Here is a 19,219-nt window from a genome sequence, read left to right as displayed (position 1 = left end):
TTCGGCCGAGGCTGACTACTCCAGTTATCCGCGAACCAGATCGACGAACATCTCGTGCACTCGACGGTCCCCGGTAACCTCGGGATGGAAAGAAGTGGCGATCACCGAGCCCTGCCGAACCGCGACGATCCGGCCCGCGGCCTCCCCCGCGGCGGCGGGAACCTGCGCAAGGACCTCAACGCCCGGCCCAACTCGCTCCACCCACGGCGCGCGGATGAAGACAGCGCGAATGGGATCACCGATGATGCCCTCGAACGCCAGGTCGGACTCGAAAGAATCGACCTGCCGACCGAAAGCGTTGCGGCGCACCGTCATGTCGATGGCGCCGAGATGCTCGGCGTCCGGCCGGGTGTCTAGTACCTCGCTCGCCAGCAGAATCATGCCGGCACACGAACCGTAGGCCGGCAGCCCCCCGCGAAGACGCTCACGCAGCGGATCCAACAGTTCGAACACCTGCAGAAGCCGGCTCATGGTGGTGGATTCGCCACCCGGAATCACGATTCCGTCGACCTTGTCCAGCTCCTCCGGCCGTCGGACACCCACGGCATCCGCACCCGAATCATCAAGTGCGGCAAGGTGCTCGCGAACATCACCTTGGAGGGCGAGTACACCGATCAACGGACGCGTCATCACACAGTTCCTGTCTTGTTCTCACGGCTGTTCTTGCTCTCATGGCTGTCGGGTTCGCGTTCGAGACGCGTCAAACCCTCCTGAACCACCGCTGCCACCATGTTGCCATCGCGATCGTAGATACGCCCCTGAGTGAGCGCGCGACCGAAACCTGCCGACGGCGATGTCTGGTCGTAGAGCAACCACTCGTCGGCCCGGAACGGACGCAGGAACCACATCGCGTGATCGAGCGAAGCAGTCTGCGTCTTCACGCCGCGGTGCGGGACTTTCGAAGTTCCGAGCAGGGTCATGTCACTGAGATACGCAAGCGTGCAGATGTGCAGCAACGGACGATCCGGCAGAGCCTCGCGGTAGCGCATCCACACGCGTTGCTGCGCGGCGAGATCCGGCGCTGACGCGCTCTGCTCAGCGGGCACAATTCTGATGTCCCAGTTCTTCCACTCCTGATAGAACTGCGATTCAGCCAACTTCGGAACGGTCTGCGCGTCCGGCAAGTCCTCCGGCGCCGGAACGGAGGGCATCCGGTCCTGGTGCTCGATACCTTCGTCGTCGACGTGGAACGAGGCCGACATCGTGAAGATCGTCTTGCCGTCCTGAACTGCATTCACCCGGCGGGTGCAGAACGAGCGCCCGTCGCGGATGCGGTCCACCAGGTAGACCGTCGGAATCTTCGGATTGCCCGGGCGCAGGAAATACCCGTGCAACGAGTGCACGTGGTAGCTCTCGTCAACGGTGCTCACGGCAGAAACCAACGACTGCCCGGCAACCTGCCCGCCGAACGTCCGTTGAAGTGCGGTGGGATGGACCGCACCACGGAAGATGTCCTTCTCCAGGTGTTCGAGCGCGAGGATCTCCTCGATACCAACCATGAGTCCTCCGAAAACATAGACCGCCGCACTGGGCGCGATGACGGTTCACAATATCGCCTCGGCGAGCGGGCACGGCACCATGGTGGGCGTGAGTACATTCATCCCGTCCAGTCCCCTCGCCTTGGCCGAGCAGATTGCAACGCTGAGCGGATCGTTTCCGTCGGTGGCGGTAGTAGCGATCGACGGACCTGATTGTGCACAGCCGTCTCGGCTCGCGGAACTGGTCAGCACCGCCGTCGAGTCGCGCAACAGGCCGAGTGCTGTTGTGTCACTGCACGACTACGTGCGGCCGGCTTCGCTGCGATACGAGTTCGGCCACGAGGATGCGCTGAGTTACCGCACTATCTGGTTCGACTATCGGGCACTCGATCGTGAAGTGATCACCGCAGCCCGCACCAAACGGGCGTTCTTGCCGAAACTCTGGGACGAACCCACCGATCGATCGGCTCGTTCGACCCGTATCCCCGTCCATGAGCGCGCGGTCATCGTGATCGCCGGTCCGATGTTGCTCGGGCGCGGGCTGGAGTTCGACGTCAGCGTCCGCCTGGACATGAGCGAACCTGCCATGCGGCGGCACACACCGGAGGCAGATCTGTGGACCGTCGAGGCACTCCTCGAACACCGATCAGAAGTGTCCGAGGAGGTCGATTTCGAGGTCAGATACGACCATCCGGCCCGGCCTGCGGTGCGGTCTCGCCAGTGAAGGTCTCACTGCGATTGATCTCACGTCGGCCGACCTCACTTCGGGCGATACAGCCTGGTCAGACCCTCCTGGACGACTGCAGCAACCATATTTCCTCGGCTGTCGAAGATTCGTCCCTGCGTCAGTGCGCGACCGAAGCCCGCTGACGGCGACGTCTGGTCGTACAACAGCCACTCGTCGGCGCGGAACGGCCGCAGGAACCACATGGCGTGATCGAGCGAAGCGCTTTGCATGGCCACGTCCATGTGGGGGCCGCGGGAAGATCCGAGCAGCGTCATGTCGCTCATGTAGGCAAGCGTGCACACGTGAAATACCGGGTCGTCCGGGAGTGCCTCGCGGGAACGAAACCACACTTGCTGCTGCGCGGCAGCGCCCGGACGTTTGTCGATGTCGGCCTTCGGCACCATTCGAAGGTCCCAATCGGACCACTCACGCGCCAGCCACGCAGTCTCGGGATCCTCCGAATCCTGGGCGATGGCCAAGGTCTCGGGGTCAGGAACGGGTGGCATCTCGTCCTGGTGCTCGATGCCTTCGTCTTGGACGTGGAAGGACGCCGACATCGTGAAAATGGCTTGCCCGTCTTGAATTCCGGTGACCAAGCGGGTCGCGAACGATCGACCGTCCCGAACACGATCAACCAGAAAAACCGTCGGCTCCATCGGATTTCCCGGACGCAGGAAATATCCGTGCAACGAATGAACCGAGTAGGCCGGATCGACCGTGCGTACCGCCGACACCAATGCCTGTCCGGCGACCTGGCCGCCGAAAGTGCGGGTCAGGGTGGTCTCCGCGATGATTCCTCGAAAGATGTCCCGCTCGAGGCGTTCCAACTCCAGAATTTCTTCGATCCTCGCCATCGATGCTCCACATCTTCCCGTGTACCGACGTCTACCGACCTTCACACAATGCCTGACGCACCCCCGGCCACCAAAGTGGGCATCCGAAAACACTGAGCGACGGGGCGCATCGACTCAGAATGGCGGTGGATCGTCTCCGCCGTCGAAGGTCCTCCTCCGGGCCTTCTTCTTCATTCGGAGGTGCATTCGTAACCGCTGCCGCCGGCGTTCACCCCGCACACGAGCGGCTTTGTTTTCCAGACGTGTGCGCCGACGCCGACCACCCTCGGGCAGTACAGGCTCGAGCATTCCCGCCAGCAGACCTGACGGCCTCGTTCGGTAGCAATGTCCGGTCGGCGAGGTCAGCATGACACTCCGGTCCGGGTTCGAGATATGCAACCACTGACCGGAATGCTTGAGGCGGTGATGGTTTCGACAATAGGCACTCAGATTCGACGCCACGGTCTTTCCACCACAAGTGGGATCGCGATGATCAAAGGGCTCAGTGTGATCAAGATCTGAATTCCATGCAGCGACATCGCAGTGCAACCACTGGCAGCTTCCTGCGATCACCCGCACCCAGGTGTCGAGGACAGCGCCGGGGCGGTAGACCGACGCCGAAGGAACAACGGGCGGAGGTACTGGCTCGCCCTCACCGGAAGACTCGAGCGCGGCATCGGCTGGTACCTTCACCTTCCGAATCAGCGCACCCGCGGCGATGTCACGCGCATGCTCTGCACTGATCACTCCATAACCGTCGAGGTGAGCGGGTTCGTCTGCACCTGGTGCGTCACCGCCCTGAAGCGTTGATTCCAGCATGACCACGTGAACCAACGGCCGACGCACCACCACAATCCCGCTTCGATCTTGTGGGCACTCGTCCCGGCCGCAATCGCACGGCAGAATCGTCGACCCGGATACCAACGCTCCCAATGCGTCAGCTCGTCGTTGCTCGTACTTACGGGAATCGTGTCGACACACCGACATTGCCAACTCCCGCAACCGACGGTCGAAAGCCCGTGCTTCCTCCGCCGGAATACTCCCCAATATCCGCGCCATTCCGTCCTCGGCAGCGCTCACACCCACGAACCGATCAGCCAGGGCGCGGCGTCGACGTTCGCGTATCCCCTCGGGATCCACCACGGCGACGATCCGGTCGATAGCCGCTGTCAATCGGCGACCCGTCAAGCCGGTACCGCCAGGCATCGGTGGCGCCGAGATCTTCTCGAGGAGTTGCCGTTCCACCTCGTCGATCAAATCGTCGGCTACGTTGGCCGTAGCGGAGTCGATCAATCCGACTCGATACAGATCCAGTTCTCCGCGCGCCATGGCGGCACGCGTGCGATGGAGGCGAGTCTTGAGAGAAAAGCCGAGACCGATCAACTTTCCCGCTGCGGCACGGCCCATGGTCAATGCCGCGCCGAGCTCGGCCTCAGCCAGTTCGTGAGCGGTAGACGACCAAGCACCGTTATCAGTGTGGTCAGCGCTGCGACGCTCGAAAAACTCGGCAATGGCAGCCAGTTTCCGTTCCACGAGCATCGATTCGCGCGCATGCAGTTCGGCGATGAGATCGATGAGGGCGCAGTCGGATTCAGCACCGGACAGCTGCGCTGCGGTACCCGAACTTCCTACTCCGTCATCGAACATTCCTCAACATTATTCGAATATACGTTCGATATCCATGATTTCCAGGAATCAGTCCGAACAATCCTGATTGACCGAAAATTGTTGCGGAGCAACCTTTGCGGCCACTCGTGTTCCGGCAACGGATTCCCCTACTGAACGAGGGCGTTGATAATGCGGGCAGCTTCGGCCGGGTAGATAGGGCGGTCGGACCCACCACTCAATACCCAGTGGACTGGACTACCTTCGTCTAGGACTCGGAGTTGCACGTCGAGCGGAAACGCATCGATGTCAGCCGAGTCGACTCCAAAGACATGGACAATCTCATGCCCAGGTCGCCCCTCGAACTCGAAGATGTTCTCTACGACCTCGAGCAACTCGACGCTTCCCAACGTGACGCCGAGTTCCTCCGCGAACTCGCGCCGCAGCGCTGCCTCGGCCGTCTCACCGAACTCGATACCGCCACCGATCAATCGATGAAAGTTCTCCCCCGTGACAGAGTCCGTGCCGTCGAGTATGTGTATGTGACCGGAACGGACAGGTATCCCCAGTGAGATGTTACGAATTGACGACATACGACACAGTTTAGGTGGCCAACTCGAACACCATTTTGAATCCGACGACGGCGAATATCACCAAAAGTGATGGGGTGGGCGCAAATACGACTTGGACTTGCCGAGACTCCCGATGACAGACTCGAACACCATTCCCGGACAAAAGAACCCATTGAGGAACCGATGAACGACGCTAGTACCTGGACCGCACGACTCGCAGCACTCGACCTGACCCTCCCGCCGGTCGCTACCCCGGCAGGCTCCTACCTCCCCGCTGTTCAGACGGGGGCATACGTCTACACGTCGGGACAATTGCCGCTCGTCGACGGCACTACGACGTGCATCGGCAAGTTGGGCGAAGGTGTCTCCGTCGAAGACGCCGCCCAGGCGGCGCGGTTGTGCACACTCAACGGACTCGCGGCCGTCGATGCCTTGGTCGGGCTCGATCGCATCGTTCGCGTCGTCAAGGTTGTTGGATTTGTTGCTTCCGGATCCGGATTCTCGCAGCAACCCCAGGTGATCAACGGCGCCTCCGACCTGCTGGCCGAGATCTTCGGCACGGCAGGACAACACGCACGCTCCGCGATCGGCGTCGCCGAACTACCCCGAAACAGTGCCGTCGAGGTCGAGTTCGTGTTCGAGGTATCGGACAGCATCTGATCGGTCTGCCACACCCCGAAGGGGCGGCGGTTGCCAACGCAACCGCCGCCCCTTCGTCTGTGAGGACTTTCAGGCACTGAGCCCGGTCGTCGAACCTGCTGTCACCAACCGCGCTCTGCGAGGCGGTGTCCGACAGGCAGGTCGTCGACGTTGATACCGACCATTGCCTCGCCGAGTCCGCGCGAGACCTTGGCGAGCACGTCCGGGTCGTCGTAGAACGTGGTGGCCTTGACGATGGCCTCGGCGCGCTGCTTCGGGTTGCCGGACTTGAAGATGCCCGATCCGACGAACACGCCCTCGGCGCCGAGCTGCATCATCATGGCAGCGTCTGCCGGGGTGGCGATGCCGCCGGCGGTGAACATGGTGACAGGCAGCTTGCCGGCCTTGGCGACCTCGACGACCAGTTCGTACGGGGCCTGCAGTTCCTTGGCGGCTACGTACAGTTCGTCCTCGCTCAGCGAGGTCAACCGGCGGATCTCGCCGCGGATGGTGCGCATATGGGTGGTGGCGTTGGAGACGTCTCCGGTGCCTGCTTCACCCTTCGAGCGGATCATGGCCGCGCCTTCGTTGATGCGACGGAGCGCTTCGCCGAGGTTGGTGGCGCCACAGACGAAGGGAGCGGTGAACTTCCACTTGTCGATGTGGTTGGCGTAGTCGGCCGGGGTCAGGACCTCGGACTCGTCGATGTAGTCGACGCCGAGGCTCTGCAGGATCTGCGCTTCGACGAAGTGACCGATGCGTGCCTTGGCCATGACGGGGATGCTCACGGTGGAGATGATGCTGTCGATCATGTCCGGGTCGCTCATGCGCGAGACGCCGCCCTGTGCGCGAATGTCTGCGGGGACCCGCTCGAGTGCCATGACGGCGACGGCGCCTGCGTCTTCGGCGATCTTGGCCTGCTCAGCGGTGACCACGTCCATGATCACACCGCCCTTGAGCATTTCAGCCATGCCGCGCTTGACGCGGGCGGTGCCGATGGCGGTGGTGGGGGCAGAGTCGGGGGTGCTCACAGCAAACTCCTGCAGTAGTGGCGTGACAAAAGAAACGAGGCACGGCGAACACACGAGTTCATTCGCTCGGAGGCCTCTGGCCAGAACTCTAGGACTAACCGGCCTTCGATTCCGTATCCAATTTGCCATTGCTGGCCTTAGACTGCCCGCGAGCACTGAACGACCGAAAGATCAGCGGATGGAACGCACTTCCGGATCCTCGGTACCGTCCGCGATCGTCGCCGCTTCCACCAGGAGGTTTGCCAGATCCAACGGGTAGACCGGCTCACCGGACTTGGCCAATTGGCGGATCTCGTCGGCGCTGCACCAGCGATGGCCGGTGATGGCACGCTGCTCCAATTCGGTGTGGCCTTGGAAGACCGGCTCGAAGCCGTGAGTGCGCGTAGCGAAGAACAGCTCTTCCGAACGGATCAGCTCACCGTCGAACGGGAAAATCGCCACACGCCGCCAGAGCGGACCTCGCAGATTCTCCGGAGCCACGACGAATCCGGTCTCCTCCTCGATCTCACGAACGGCAGCCGCCCGTAGGTGTTCGCCCCGTTCGAGCCCTCCGCCGACGGTGAACCAGAAGTAAGTGTTCGGGATCTTGGGATCGTGGCCGCGCAACAGCAGCACCCGATCGTCCTCGTCCAGCATCACCACGCGGGCAGAGGTCCGTGACGTATCCACGGTGATGCCCTCGGGCACCGCCGCCGCGGTCGTGCGCTCCGATATCTCGAAGTACTGAGGTAGCGGTGCCGTTCCCCCGAGGTGCAGCCAGCGAACAAGTCGACGCGTACGCAACGCGAGAGTGTCGCGCACCGCGTCGTTGTGGAACCGCCGAGCGATCAGGACCCTCGCCTCGGCATCGGCCAACTCGGCCACCAGTTGAGGTCGCAGCGACGTCGTGCCGTAGGCAGCGAGAGCATTGGACAGCCGGTTCTCGGCAAGCTCGCGATCCTGACGATCCGCACGTTCGGCGGCGTCCGCCAAGGTGACGAATCTGCGCGCGTCGTCGGCGTTCATGTCCACCGCCGCCGCGCGGACAACCGCGGCACGACGGGACAGAGCCGCATCGAGCGCCAACCACGACTGATCCGAACGCACATGCAGTCGATCGAGTCGGTTCGCCGTCCCGTACGCCCACAGTCCGACGACCAGGACGACGGCAGCGACAAGCCCGAGAATGAAGATCGTCAGAGCGGAGAAGGTCATGAACCCACCACGCGTACGCCGGCGCCGCCAACCGTGACGGTCTCGTAGACACGCAGGATCTGTTCGGCCACCACCGGCCAGTCGTATTCGGCAACAACACTTGTCGCGGTGTTGACCAGCGCGCGTCGTCGATCCGGGTCACCGAGAACGGAATCGATTGCCTCGGCCAAGGCATCGGAGTTCCCGATGGGGACCAGCAAGCCGGCCTGACCGTCGCGAAGGACACGGCGAAAAGCGTCCAACTCACTGGCCACGACGGCAGTGCCAGCCGCCATGGCCTCGACCAGCACGATCCCGAAGCTCTCACCGCCGAGATTGGGCGCGCAGTAGACGTCCGCACTGCGAAGCGCCGACGCTTTCTCCTCGTCACTGACCTGCCCGAGCAGGCGGAGATGCTTGAAGTACTTACCCGCCTCTTTGCGGAGTTTCTCCTCGTCGCCGCGTCCGACCACGATCACTTCGAGATCCGGGTGACGCTCGACCAACTCCGGCAGCGCACCGAGGAGGACGGCCATCCCCTTGCGCGGTTCGTCGTAGCGACCGAGGAACAGAATGGTTCCACCTTCGCGCGGGTAGCCGGGCAACAGATCGGCCTCGGCAAACGCTGCGACATCGACGCCGTTGGGGATCTCGACCGCGTCGGATCCGAGAGACTCGACCTGCCAACGACGCGCCAACTCAGAGACTGCGATCCGGCCGCTGATCTTCTCGAGATACGGAGCCAAGACACCCTGAAACGTGCTCAGCACCAACGACTTCGTGGTCGACGTGTGGAAGGTGGCGACGATCGGGCCTTCCGCGATGCGCAACGCGAGCATGGACAGACTCGGCGCATTGGGTTCGTGGATATGTAGAACGTCGAAGTCACCTTCCGCGATGAACTTGCGGAGGCGGTTGTTCGCCGTCGGGCCGAAAGACAACCGCGCAACAGAACCGTTGTAGGGAATCGCGACGGCTTTACCTGCGGAAACCACAAAATCCGGCAACTCGTCGTCATCGGACGACGGCGCAAGCACACTCACTTTGTGACCACGTTCGATCAGCACCTCGGCCAGATCCACCACGTGCGCCTGGACGCCGCCGGGGACGTCGAAGGAGTACGGGCAGATCATGCCGATTTTCATTCACCCTCCATGCGGGCGAGCCGCGATTCGGAAAGGTCCGAGCGCCACAGCGGTTGAAGCATGTGCCAGTCAGCGGGGTGCGCTGCGATGTTGACCGCGAAACGGTCGGCAAGTGCTTGCGTGGCCGGGCCGACTCCGCCGGATACGTCGATCGGCGGGTCGATCTTGAAACCCCAACCGTCGGGAGTGAACCAGCAGTGGACCGGAAGTAGCGGCGCGCCGGTATCGATCGCGAGCTTCGCCGGGCCGGCGGGCATGCGAGTGGGTTCTCCGAAGAAGGTGACGGGCACACCCTTCTTCGCCAGATCGCGCTCCCCCAGCAAGCACACGATCTTGTTCTCGCGCAGATGCTTGGACAGTTCGACGAACGGAGGATGCTCCCCGCCGCTGAGCGGAAAGATCTCGAAACCGAGACTCTCGCGGTATTCGACAAACCGTTCGTACAGGGATTCGGGCTTGAGCCGTTCGGCAACGGAGGTCAACCCACCCCATTGCTGAACACACCACACGCCGGCCATGTCCCAATTACCGCTGTGGGGCAGCGCCAATACCGCGCCATGACCTGCTGCCATTGCTTTTTCCAGATGTTCCTGGCCCTCGACCAGCGCATGCAACGCCTTACCTGTCGCGACCAGGTCCATCGACGGTAGACGGAATGCCTCACGCCAGTACCGGGCGTACGAGCGCATAGAATCCTTGATCAACTGATCCGGAACTTCCTCCGGCGTCGTGCCCAGAACTCTCGCGAGGTTCTTCCTGAGTTGTTCGGGTCCGCCCTTGCGTACCGCGAAATCCGCTCCGGCGTCGAACAGCTTGACCGCCACCGATTCCGGCAGGCTTCGCACCAGACGCCAACCCGCGGCGTATCCCAGGTCGGTTGCACGCTCGGCAAAGCTCATTTCTCTGCCTCGCCGTCCGTGTCCGGCGCACCTTCGACCGTCGATGCGGCCGGGGCGATCGGCAGAAGTTCCCGAGCGCCAGGGGAATTGCGCACCGCGAGCACTCGCTGGAAGACCGTCACGATGCTTCCGGCGGCAAGTACCCACATCGCGATGTGGATTGCCCACGGAAGACCCATACCCGTCAGGCCGGATCCGACCAACACGATGATCAGTCGGTCCGGGCGCTCGATCCACCCGCCGTCCGCAGTCAGCCCGCTCGCCTCCGCACGCGCCTTCGCGTACGAGATGACCTGCGAGGTGACGAGGCAGATGAGCGTCGCGACGAGCAGCCACTTGCTGTTCTCGTGGTAGACCGCCCACCAGGCCAGGCCGGCAAAAATCGCGCCGTCGGCTACGCGGTCGCAGGTCGCGTCCAGTACCGCCCCGTACCGCGTTCCGCCGCCGCGAGCACGAGCCATTGCGCCGTCGAGCATGTCGAACATGACGAAGAACCAGATGAACATGGTTCCCCAGAACAGATGTCCGGACGGAAACAGCGTCACCGCACCGGCGACGCTTGCCACCGTGCCGATCACCGTCACCGAGTCCGGCGTCAGACCGGTCTTGACCAGCGCCTTCCCCATAGGTGCCGTCACCTTGGACACCGATGCGCGCCCGAAGAAGCTCAACACCGCAGGAACCCTCCAAGTCGTGAGTTCCGGTTCGGAACTCGTTGCAGCAATGCATCCTGCCATGAAGCCGGATGCGTCAACCTATTGTTGCCAGGCACCGGCGAGTAGTCCCCTGGTCTCTCGCAGCAATTGCGGCATCACCTTGACCCCACCGAGCACGGTGATGAAGTTGGCGTCGCCGCCCCAACGTGGCACTACGTGTTGGTGAAGGTGCTCGGACAGCGAACCGCCCGCAGCGGCACCGAGATTCAGGCCGACGTTGAATCCGTGAGGATTCGACACACTCTTGATCACCCGCAACGCACGCTGGGTGAACGCCATCAACTCGGCGCTCTCCTCCGGCGTCAGATCTTCGAGAGCCGCGACCTTGCGATACGGAACCACCATGAGATGCCCGGGGTTGTACGGATACAGGTTCAGAACCGCATAGACATGCTCACCGCGGGCAACGATCAGTCCTTCTTCGTCCGACATCTTCGGAATGTCGATGAACGGTTCACCCGTCGTGCCCGGGGTGTTGGGCGCCTCGGTGATGTACGACATCCGATGCGGCGACCAAATGCGCTGCAAATGGTCAGGGTCACCGACGCCGTGGTCGATCAGCGAACCCGGACCGTCGTCACCGGGGGCGCTCACTGCGCCACGCTTGGCTGCACCAGTTCGGCTGTCGGCGAGGCGTTCTCGCGGCGGCCGATCCACTCGGTGATGATCCGGACGGCGTCGTCGACGGGAATGCCGTTGATCTGCGTGCCGTCACGGAAACGGAAGCTGACCGCGCCGGCCTCCACGTCACGCTCGCCCGCGAGGAGCATGAACGGGACCTTTTGCGTGGTGTGGTTACGGATCTTCTTCTGCATACGGTCGTCACTGAAGTCGACCTCGGCGCGAACACCGGCTGCCTTGAGCTTCTTCGTGACGTCGAACAGGTGATCGGCGAACGCCTCGGCCACCGGGATTCCGACGACCTGCACCGGTGCCAGCCACGCCGGGAACGCGCCCGCGTAGTGCTCGGTCAGGACACCGAAGAACCGTTCGATCGAGCCGAACAGCGCGCGGTGGATCATGACCGGACGAGTCTTGACGCCGTCGTTGCCGGTGTATTCGAGCTCGAACCGCTCGGGCAGGTTGAAGTCGAGCTGGATGGTCGACATCTGCCAGGTGCGGCCGAGTGCGTCCTTGACCTGAACGGAAATCTTGGGACCGTAGAAGGCGGCTCCGCCCGGATCCGGCACCAGCGTCAGGCCGGAAGCTTCGCCGACCTCGGCGAGCGTTGCGGTCGCCTCTTCCCAGACGTCGTCGCTACCGACGAACTTGTCCGGGTTTTTGGTGGACAGTTCGAGGTAGAAGTCGTCGAGGCCGTAGTCCTTGAGCAGGTTCAGAACGAACTGCAGGGTGGTGGTCAGCTCGTCGCGCATCTGCTCACGGGTGCAGTAGATGTGAGCGTCGTCCTGGGTCATGCCGCGCACGCGGGTCAGTCCGTGGATGACGCCGGACTTCTCGTAGCGGTAGACCGAGCCGAATTCGAAGAGCCGCAACGGCAATTCACGGTACGAGCGTCCGCGAGCACGGAAGATCAGGTTGTGCATCGGGCAGTTCATCGGCTTGAGGTAGTAGTCCTGGCCCGGCTTGCGCACGGTGCCGTCCTCGTTCAGTTCCTCGTCGACGTGCATCGCCGGGAACATGCCGTCGCGGTACCAGTCGAGGTGACCGGAAACCTCGTACAGATGCCCCTTGGTGATGTGCGGAGTGTTGACGAACTCGTAGCCCGCCTCGATGTGGCGGCTGCGCGAGTAGTTCTCCATCTCGGTGCGGATGATGCCGCCCTTGGGATGGAACACCGGCAGACCCGAACCGAGCTCGTCGGGGAAGCTGAAGAGGTCCAGTTCGGTACCGAGCTTGCGGTGATCACGACGCTCGGCCTCGGCGAGCAGTTCGAGGTATTCGTCCTGAGCCTCGGTGGACTCCCACGCAGTGCCGTAGACACGCTGAAGATCGGCGTTGTCCTGGTTGCCACGCCAGTAGGCGGCGGAGCTTCGGGTCAACTTGAAGGCCGGGATGTGCTTGGTGGTCGGAATGTGCGGGCCGCGGCACAGATCGGACCAGATCTTGTCGCCGGTACGAGGATCGAGATTGTCGTAGATGGTCAGCTCGTTGCCGCCCACCTCCATGATCTCGGGATCGTCGATACCGGACTTGTCGTCGATCAATTCGAGCTTGAACGGCTCGTCGGCCAACTCGACCCGAGCGTCCTCGATCGAATCGACCACTCGACGCGAAAAGCGCTGTGATCCCTTGATGATCTGCTTCATACGCTTTTCGAGCTTGGCCAGATCCTCCGGAGTGAACGGGCGGTCCACCGCGAAGTCGTAGTAGAAGCCGTCCTTGATCGGCGGACCGATGCCGAGCTTCGCGTCGGGGAATTCTTTCTGAACCGCCTGCGCGAGGACGTGGGCCGCGGAGTGCCGGATGACGCTGCGGCCGTCTTCGGTGGATGCTGCCACCGGCTCGACGTCGACATCGACATCAGGTGTCCACGACAGATCCTTGAGCGTTCCCTCGCCATCGCGGACAACGACGATCACGTCGGGCCCCTTCGTGGGGTATCCGGCTTCGCGCACTGCAGTCCCGGCGGTCGTCCCCGCGGGCACCCGAAGTGGGGCGGCTGAGTGCTCTGGCGCGGGACTGGTCACGGCGATGTGCTCCTAAAGGTATTGCGACAAGTTAGACAGGCGTCGTACCCACTGCGAGCACGCGCACGATCATGTTATCGGCCCTACCGACATGGTGAGACAACCGAGTGAAGGAAACCGGGCCGCGTTCAACTCACAGCGGCGACTCGAGCCACGAGTAGTCCAGGCCCACCCATGTCCCGATCAGGCCGAAAGTGCCGAGCACCCACAAAGTCGCCAAGACGATCACTGTGGTGAACAGAACGCCCAACCCTTTGACGAACAGCGACTGCTTGCCGAACCATTCCATGAACCGGTCGTATCGCGCCTTCGCGAAATGAAGGAGTCGATGTGCCCACGCGAACTCCGACGCCAGGATGCCGAGGCCGGCGAAAACGATGAGCCAACCGGGCCCGGGGTACGGAATAGCCACGATGCCGGCGGCGAACACGATCGTGCCCACGACTCCGACGCCGATGCGGTACGCAAGATTGAGGGTGGGCCGCGCGGCGATTCCCGCGCGCCACCGCTCCCAGCGGGACTCTGCGTCCTGGAAGACGGACAGGTCTGAATCGTCGACGGAAGAATCGACCTTTTCGGTACTCAAAGCAGTCACCTTTTCGGTCGCGAAATGTCTCTTCGACCAGGCTACCGAAATCGTCGCCCGGCGACCTGCGACGACGGTCTGCATGCCGAAATAACCGTGCCCTCGAACAGCTGTGCTCTCAAACGACTGAAGGCGTCCCCGATGATCGGGAACGCCTTCAGTGTTTTTCTGTGGTCCCGGCTGGGATCGAACCAGATGTGATATACCTGCTCGGAGCGTCTAACCATGAGTTCAGAGGCATCGGGGAGTGCCACACCGTGCCAAGATATGCCGACTTCTTACACTCTAGGGCCCACGGAGGGCCCACGAAATCAAGGAAACCAGCTGAATGGCCAGAAAAGTCTTCGGACGCATTGAAAAGTTGCCGTCAGGCCGGTACCGAGCCCGCCACCCCGACCCCACTCCGGGGAGCGCGGAACGTATCCCTGCACCCAGCACGTTCAGCACGAAAGGCGCGGCGCAGACCTGGCTGAACACGCAGCAGGACGCAATCGCCGGGGGCACTTGGGTACACCCAGATGACGCTGCCGCGGCACAGCAGGCCACTCAGGCCGAGAAGGCACGTAAAGCTGTCGCGTTCGGTGTGTACGCCGAGAAATGGGTCGCCACCAGGACCAATAGCAAGGGCGAGCCGCTACGCCCCCGCACACGCAAGGAATACGAGCGAATGCTTGGCACAACCGGATCGCTATTCCATTGGTCGGCAACACCCATCAACGAAATACGCCCCGACGCAGTCCGTGAGTGGCGATCTGAACTACTCGCAACGGGCAAGGCCACGGCCACCGCAAGGGCCTACGACTTAATGAAATCGATATTGAAAACAGCCGCAGAAGATGGTCTGATCAGCGCAAACCCTTGCAAAATCAAAGGTGGCTCGCTTACTACCACGGGGAAGTCCACAACGCCGCCGACCGAGGTCGAGCTGGACATCGTCATCGAAAAGATCGTGCCGAAGTACAAACCATTCGTGATCATCGCCGCCGCCGGTGGCCTGCGATTCGGCGAGGTCATCGGCCTGACCAGCGACGATGTGGCTGTTGAGCGCGATGGTGATCGCGAGGTGGACGCGGTGCGTATCGCTGTCGTGCGCAGCATCGTCGAAGGCAACGGCATCGCCAAGGTAGCCGGACCTCCGAAGAGCGCCGCAGGGCGACGAATCATCGCAATTTTCGGCCACGACGCCCGGATCGTGGCCGCCCACGTCGAATCCGTGAGACCGGGCGCACTCCTGTGGACAGACCGTAGCGGTGGTTACGTGTCACAAAGCACAGTGAATAACCACTGGCGCAAGGCTCGGGCAGCAGCTGGCCGCTCCGACTTGGCGTTTCACTCGCTGCGCCACTACGCGGGCACTCGATACGCGCAAACTGGTGCGACCGTGGCCGAGACTATGGCAAGGCTAGGGCACAGCAGCGTGAAGGCCGCGATGCGTTACCAGCATGCCGGCACCCGTGACGACGAACTCGCCAGGCGCGCTTCGCGCCGGTAACACCGGCTACCACCCCGAACTACATCAGTGCGAGGTGGTTTCGACACCGTCGCCGGGGTGTTCTCGGCGCCCCGGGCGCTGCGCGCCCTACATCGGGGCGAAACACCCTCTGACCTGGGATTTTGAATTTGCCGCCCTGTTTCTCAGTGAGTTCGCATACTTTCCGGGTTCTTCCGGTTCTGGAAGAACCCCTTTAGGAGAGTCGGTCGTCAAAACATGGCGAGTGCACCATACAATTCAAGGTACGTTCGTGTGCGATCGATGAAAGCTGCACGGCAGTGGGGACGCCGCCAGCGGCGTGCTCCTGCCTGTGGCAAGGGAAGTAGGAGTAAGTGGCCGGGAATAACAACGCCAATCTGGTGTGGAGCATCGCAAACATTCTGCGAGGTACCTACAAGCCTGCACAGTATGGTTCGGTGGTTCTCCCGTTCACCATCCTGCGCCGGCTAGACGGTGTCCTTGAAAACACAAAGGATGGCGTGCTGAAAGAGGCAGAGGCCAAGAAAGATCTGAACATTCCCTTGGACACATTCCTCCAGAAGGCTTCAGGCCATAGCTTCTTCAACACCTCTCTATTCAACTTCGCCAAGCTCCTGGATGACCCTACGAATATCAAGGCGAACATCCTTAACTACGTCCAGGGGTTCTCGGAGAACACCCGGGACATCTTCGAACGATTCGAGTTCTACAAGACGCTTGAGAAACTGGACGGCGCGGACCTCCTGTACCACGTGGTCAAGGACTTTGCCGAGATCGACCTTCGCCCGGAGACCATCAGCAACATCGAGATGGGCCTCATGTTCGAAGAGCTCATTCGCCGCTTCGCTGAATCTTCCAACGAGACCGCCGGTGAGCACTTCACCCCGCGCGAAGTCATCCAACTCATGGTCCAGCTCCTACTGAACTACGACGACGACGTACTCACCAAAGAGGGCATCGTCCGCAGCATCTATGACCCCACCGCCGGCACGGGCGGCATGCTCACCGTCGCCCAAGAGCACCTCCACGCTCTCAACCCCAGCGCCTCACTCGTCGCATATGGCCAGGAGATCAACGACGAGTCCTACGCTATCTGCAAGTCTGACTTGCTCATCAAGGGCCAGGACATCTCCAAGATCTCCGTCGGCGACACCCTGGCCAATGATCAAAACATCGGCCAGCAGTTCGACTTCATGCTCTCCAACCCGCCCTTCGGCGTGGAATGGAAGAAGATTCAGCCGCAGATCCAAAAGGAACATGATCTTCACGGATTCGACGGGCGCTTCGGCCCGGGACTCCCCCGGGTCAGCGACGGATCCCTGTTGTTCCTGCTGCATTTGGTCCGCAAAATGCGCCCGGCTCACGAAGGCGGCTCGCGCATCGGCATCGTCCTGAACGGCTCGCCGTTGTTCACCGGCAATGCCAGCTCCGGTGAGTCAGAGATCCGCAAGTACCTGATCGAGAACGACTTCGTGGAGGCCATCATCGCGCTGCCCACTGACATGTTCTACAACACCGGCATCGCCACCTACATCTGGGTCCTGTCCAACAGCAAGAAGAAGAAGCATCCGGAGCGCGTCGGCAAGATCCAGCTCATCAACGGTGTGGACTCTTTCCAAAAGATGCGAAAGAGCCTTGGGTCCAAGCGCAAGGAACTCGGGCCCAGCGATATTGAGAGCATCGTGCGGCTGTACGGTGAGTTCGAGGACAATGGCGAGACCTCCAAGATCTTCGATAACCGAGATTTCGGCTATTCAACCATTACCGTGGAGCGAGCACTCAAACTGAATTTCGCGTTCACGGCCGAACGCATCGACACCGTGCTGGAGCAGAAGCCGGTCGAAAAGTTAGCTAACGACGACCGGGGGCTTCTGGAGAAAGCCCTCCGCTCGGCGGCCGTTGATCCGGGAGAGGTCTACAAGAACCGGGAGACCTTCCTCAAGGTCCTCAAACCAGTTCTCGCCAGCAGCGGGCTGAAACTCGGCGCTCCAATCTTGAAGGCGGTGCTCGCGGGGCTGTCTGAACGAGACGAGACGGCGGACGTGTGCAAGACGCCAAAAGGAACGCCGGAGGTTGACACAGAGCTTCGCGACACCGAAAACGTTCCGTTGACCGAAGTCATTCAAACCTACTTCGAACGAGAAGTGCTCCCGCACTTCCCCGATGCTTGGATCGACGAACTGAAGACGAAGGTGGGCTACGAAATCCCGTTTACGCGACACTTTTACAAATACGTCGCACCCAGGTCACTGGAAGAGATCGACGCAGATCTCAACATCCTTATCTCGGAGATCACCACACTGTTAGCCGAGGTCGAGAAGTGACCGGAAACAAACGGTACGAGGAATACAAGGATTCCGGTATCGAATGGGCCCGCACTATACCCATGGAGTGGGAAAAGTGCCCACTATTCGCCTTGGTTCGGGTGAATACCGAGTCGAACAAAACTGGGACTGAATCTAACCTTTTATCTCTCAGCTATGGGCGAATCATTCGAAAGGACATCACATCCAATGACGGGCTTCTGCCAGCGTCATTTAATACCTACCAAATGATCCAACAAAACGACATCGTCCTTCGCCTAACAGATCTTCAGAACGACAAGCGCAGCCTTCGATCGGCTATCTCGCCGGAACGCGGAATCATCACCTCCGCCTATCTGGCCGTGACACCAACTGGTATTTTACCCAACTTCCTAAGCTATCTCCTAAGGGCCTACGACCTCCAGAAAGTGTTTTACGCCATGGGCGGCGGTCTGCGACAGTCCATGAAGTTCTCGGACATAAAGTGGCTCCCAGTCGTTCTTCCGCCGGAGTCTACCCAGCAAGCAATCGTTGACTTTCTGGACCAGGAAACTTTCCAAATCAATGAACTTATTGGTAAGCAGGAGCAGCTCGTCGAACTGCTTGCCGAGAAACGTCAGGCCATTATTACTCGTGCGGTCACCAAAGGTCTTGACCCCACATCTCTCACCAAACCCTCCGGCGACCCATGGATTGGTAATGTCCCGGAACATTGGTCGCTCCTTACACTGAAGAATTGTAGTCAAGTTAAGCGTGGCCGTTTTACGCACCGCCCCAGAAACGCTCCTCACCTCTACGGCGGGAAGTACCCATTCATCCAGACAGGTGCCATAGCCCGGGCTCAGGGCAAGTACATCACCGAATACTCTCAGACTTTGTCAGAGGCAGGCCTGGAGACCAGCGCTTTGATGCCTCAAGGAACGCTTGTCATGGCGATTGCAGCCAACATTGCTGACGTGGCAATACTTTCCTTTGATAGCTGTGCACCTGATTCCGTACTCGGCTTTCGGCCTACGGATCGCACTAACCCTGATTTTCTCTACTATGCCCTAACCGCGAAGCGTGCAGAACTAATTAGTGAAGCGCCAGTCACGTCACAAGGCAATCTCAACGTAGAGCGAGTAGGAGGCGTTACTATTCCACTGCCTCCGCTTCGGGATCAACAGGACATCGTGAAAATGCTAGATTACGAATTGGAAAAAATGGCACAAATTTCATCTAAAGCCTCTAGCGTTCTTCGTCTCTTAAACGAACGTCGTTCCGCCCTCGTCTCTGCTGCCGTAACAGGCAAAATCGATGTTTCTTAGCTATGGTGTTGCAGCGATGGAATGGAGTCGTTGACCCTGTCCTTAGGATTATTTCTGATGGGCAGATTCGGAGGAAATGCCGAGAT

General features: G+C 61.1%; 18 protein-coding genes. 5 read left to right on the top strand and 13 right to left on the bottom strand.

Annotated features, from left to right (window positions below; all coding sequences use genetic code 11):
• Positions 1 to 24 precede the first annotated feature (24 nt).
• Positions 25 to 630 carry a pyridoxal 5'-phosphate synthase glutaminase subunit PdxT gene (gene pdxT, locus GN300_RS24705; RefSeq protein WP_063316449.1) on the bottom strand — a complete coding sequence of 202 codons (606 nt, stop codon included), beginning with the start codon at positions 628 to 630 and terminating at the stop codon, positions 25 to 27.
• The gene (tesB, locus tag GN300_RS24700) at positions 630 to 1,499 is read right to left on the bottom strand and encodes an acyl-CoA thioesterase II (RefSeq protein WP_007732935.1); all 870 of its coding nucleotides are present in this window, start codon (positions 1,497 to 1,499) and stop codon (positions 630 to 632) included. The genes pdxT and tesB overlap by 1 nt, the downstream gene beginning before the upstream one ends.
• Positions 1,500 to 1,578: 79 nt before the next feature.
• Here tesB and GN300_RS24695 point away from each other — a divergent pair, with 79 nt between their 5' ends.
• A complete protein-coding gene (locus tag GN300_RS24695) occupies positions 1,579 to 2,202 on the top strand; it encodes a hypothetical protein (RefSeq protein WP_063316722.1) in 624 nt (207 codons plus the stop codon).
• Between the two features lie 35 nt (positions 2,203 to 2,237).
• Here GN300_RS24695 and GN300_RS24690 read toward each other — a convergent pair whose 3' ends face one another.
• From GN300_RS24690 to GN300_RS24680, 3 genes are all read right to left on the bottom strand, one after another.
• Positions 2,238 to 3,059 carry an acyl-CoA thioesterase II gene (locus GN300_RS24690; protein WP_003943337.1) on the bottom strand — a complete coding sequence of 274 codons (822 nt, stop codon included), beginning with the start codon at positions 3,057 to 3,059 and terminating at the stop codon, positions 2,238 to 2,240.
• A gap of 114 nt (positions 3,060 to 3,173) precedes the next feature.
• The gene (locus GN300_RS24685) at positions 3,174 to 4,685 is read right to left on the bottom strand and encodes an HNH endonuclease signature motif containing protein (RefSeq protein ID WP_063316450.1); all 1,512 of its coding nucleotides are present in this window, start codon (positions 4,683 to 4,685) and stop codon (positions 3,174 to 3,176) included.
• A 128-nt stretch (positions 4,686 to 4,813) separates the two neighbouring features.
• Entirely contained in the window at positions 4,814 to 5,236 is a 423-nt protein-coding gene (locus GN300_RS24680) for an NUDIX domain-containing protein (RefSeq protein ID WP_063316451.1), read from the bottom strand.
• A gap of 162 nt (positions 5,237 to 5,398) precedes the next feature.
• Here GN300_RS24680 and GN300_RS24675 point away from each other — a divergent pair, with 162 nt between their 5' ends.
• On the top strand, positions 5,399 to 5,875 hold the full coding sequence (locus tag GN300_RS24675) for a RidA family protein (RefSeq protein ID WP_047269323.1): 477 nt from the start codon (positions 5,399 to 5,401) through the stop codon (positions 5,873 to 5,875).
• A 101-nt stretch (positions 5,876 to 5,976) separates the two neighbouring features.
• Here GN300_RS24675 and pdxS read toward each other — a convergent pair whose 3' ends face one another.
• The 8 genes from pdxS to GN300_RS24635 form a co-directional block, all read right to left on the bottom strand.
• Positions 5,977 to 6,885, bottom strand: a complete 909-nt coding sequence (pdxS, locus tag GN300_RS24670) for a pyridoxal 5'-phosphate synthase lyase subunit PdxS (protein ID WP_003943338.1) — start codon at positions 6,883 to 6,885, stop codon at positions 5,977 to 5,979.
• 171 nt (positions 6,886 to 7,056) lie between these two features.
• Complete coding sequence (locus tag GN300_RS24665) at positions 7,057 to 8,079, bottom strand: NUDIX domain-containing protein (protein ID WP_047269324.1); 1,023 nt, start codon at positions 8,077 to 8,079, stop codon at positions 7,057 to 7,059.
• Entirely contained in the window at positions 8,076 to 9,203 is a 1,128-nt protein-coding gene (locus GN300_RS24660) for a glycosyltransferase family 4 protein (RefSeq protein ID WP_063316452.1), read from the bottom strand. Before GN300_RS24660 ends, GN300_RS24665 begins: the two co-directional genes overlap by 4 nt.
• Positions 9,200 to 10,102, bottom strand: a complete 903-nt coding sequence (locus GN300_RS24655) for a phosphatidylinositol mannoside acyltransferase (protein WP_042919909.1) — start codon at positions 10,100 to 10,102, stop codon at positions 9,200 to 9,202. Before GN300_RS24655 ends, GN300_RS24660 begins: the two co-directional genes overlap by 4 nt.
• Positions 10,099 to 10,776 (bottom strand): phosphatidylinositol phosphate synthase, encoded by a 678-nt coding sequence (pgsA, locus tag GN300_RS24650; protein WP_007732918.1) that lies wholly within the window; start codon positions 10,774 to 10,776, stop codon positions 10,099 to 10,101. The genes GN300_RS24655 and pgsA overlap by 4 nt, the downstream gene beginning before the upstream one ends.
• A gap of 81 nt (positions 10,777 to 10,857) precedes the next feature.
• Entirely contained in the window at positions 10,858 to 11,412 is a 555-nt protein-coding gene (locus GN300_RS24645) for an HIT domain-containing protein (protein ID WP_019748284.1), read from the bottom strand.
• Entirely contained in the window at positions 11,409 to 13,466 is a 2,058-nt protein-coding gene (gene thrS, locus GN300_RS24640; RefSeq protein ID WP_063316453.1) for a threonine--tRNA ligase, read from the bottom strand. The genes GN300_RS24645 and thrS overlap by 4 nt, the downstream gene beginning before the upstream one ends.
• A gap of 133 nt (positions 13,467 to 13,599) precedes the next feature.
• A complete protein-coding gene (locus GN300_RS24635) occupies positions 13,600 to 14,010 on the bottom strand; it encodes a TIGR02611 family protein (RefSeq protein WP_085989954.1) in 411 nt (136 codons plus the stop codon).
• 709 nt (positions 14,011 to 14,719) lie between these two features.
• On the opposite strand from GN300_RS24635, the gene GN300_RS24630 reads away from it, so the two are divergent.
• The 3 genes from GN300_RS24630 to GN300_RS24620 all read left to right on the top strand — a co-directional run bounded on the left by GN300_RS24630 (position 14,720) and on the right by GN300_RS24620 (position 19,133).
• Positions 14,720 to 15,544, top strand: a complete 825-nt coding sequence (locus GN300_RS24630; RefSeq protein WP_233405693.1) for a tyrosine-type recombinase/integrase — start codon at positions 14,720 to 14,722, stop codon at positions 15,542 to 15,544.
• Between the two features lie 332 nt (positions 15,545 to 15,876).
• The gene (locus GN300_RS24625; RefSeq protein WP_063316455.1) at positions 15,877 to 17,847 is read left to right on the top strand and encodes a class I SAM-dependent DNA methyltransferase; all 1,971 of its coding nucleotides are present in this window, start codon (positions 15,877 to 15,879) and stop codon (positions 17,845 to 17,847) included.
• Entirely contained in the window at positions 17,844 to 19,133 is a 1,290-nt protein-coding gene (locus GN300_RS24620; protein WP_063316456.1) for a restriction endonuclease subunit S, read from the top strand. The genes GN300_RS24625 and GN300_RS24620 overlap by 4 nt, the downstream gene beginning before the upstream one ends.
• Positions 19,134 to 19,219: the final 86 nt, after the last annotated feature.

It is taken from the genome of Rhodococcus sp. Ni2, assembly GCF_021352185.1.
Taxonomy (GTDB): Bacteria; Actinomycetota; Actinomycetes; order Mycobacteriales; family Mycobacteriaceae; genus Rhodococcus_F; species Rhodococcus_F qingshengii.
The sequence above is the reverse complement of the archived record's forward strand: the minus strand, read 5'-3'. Positions and strand labels throughout refer to the sequence as shown.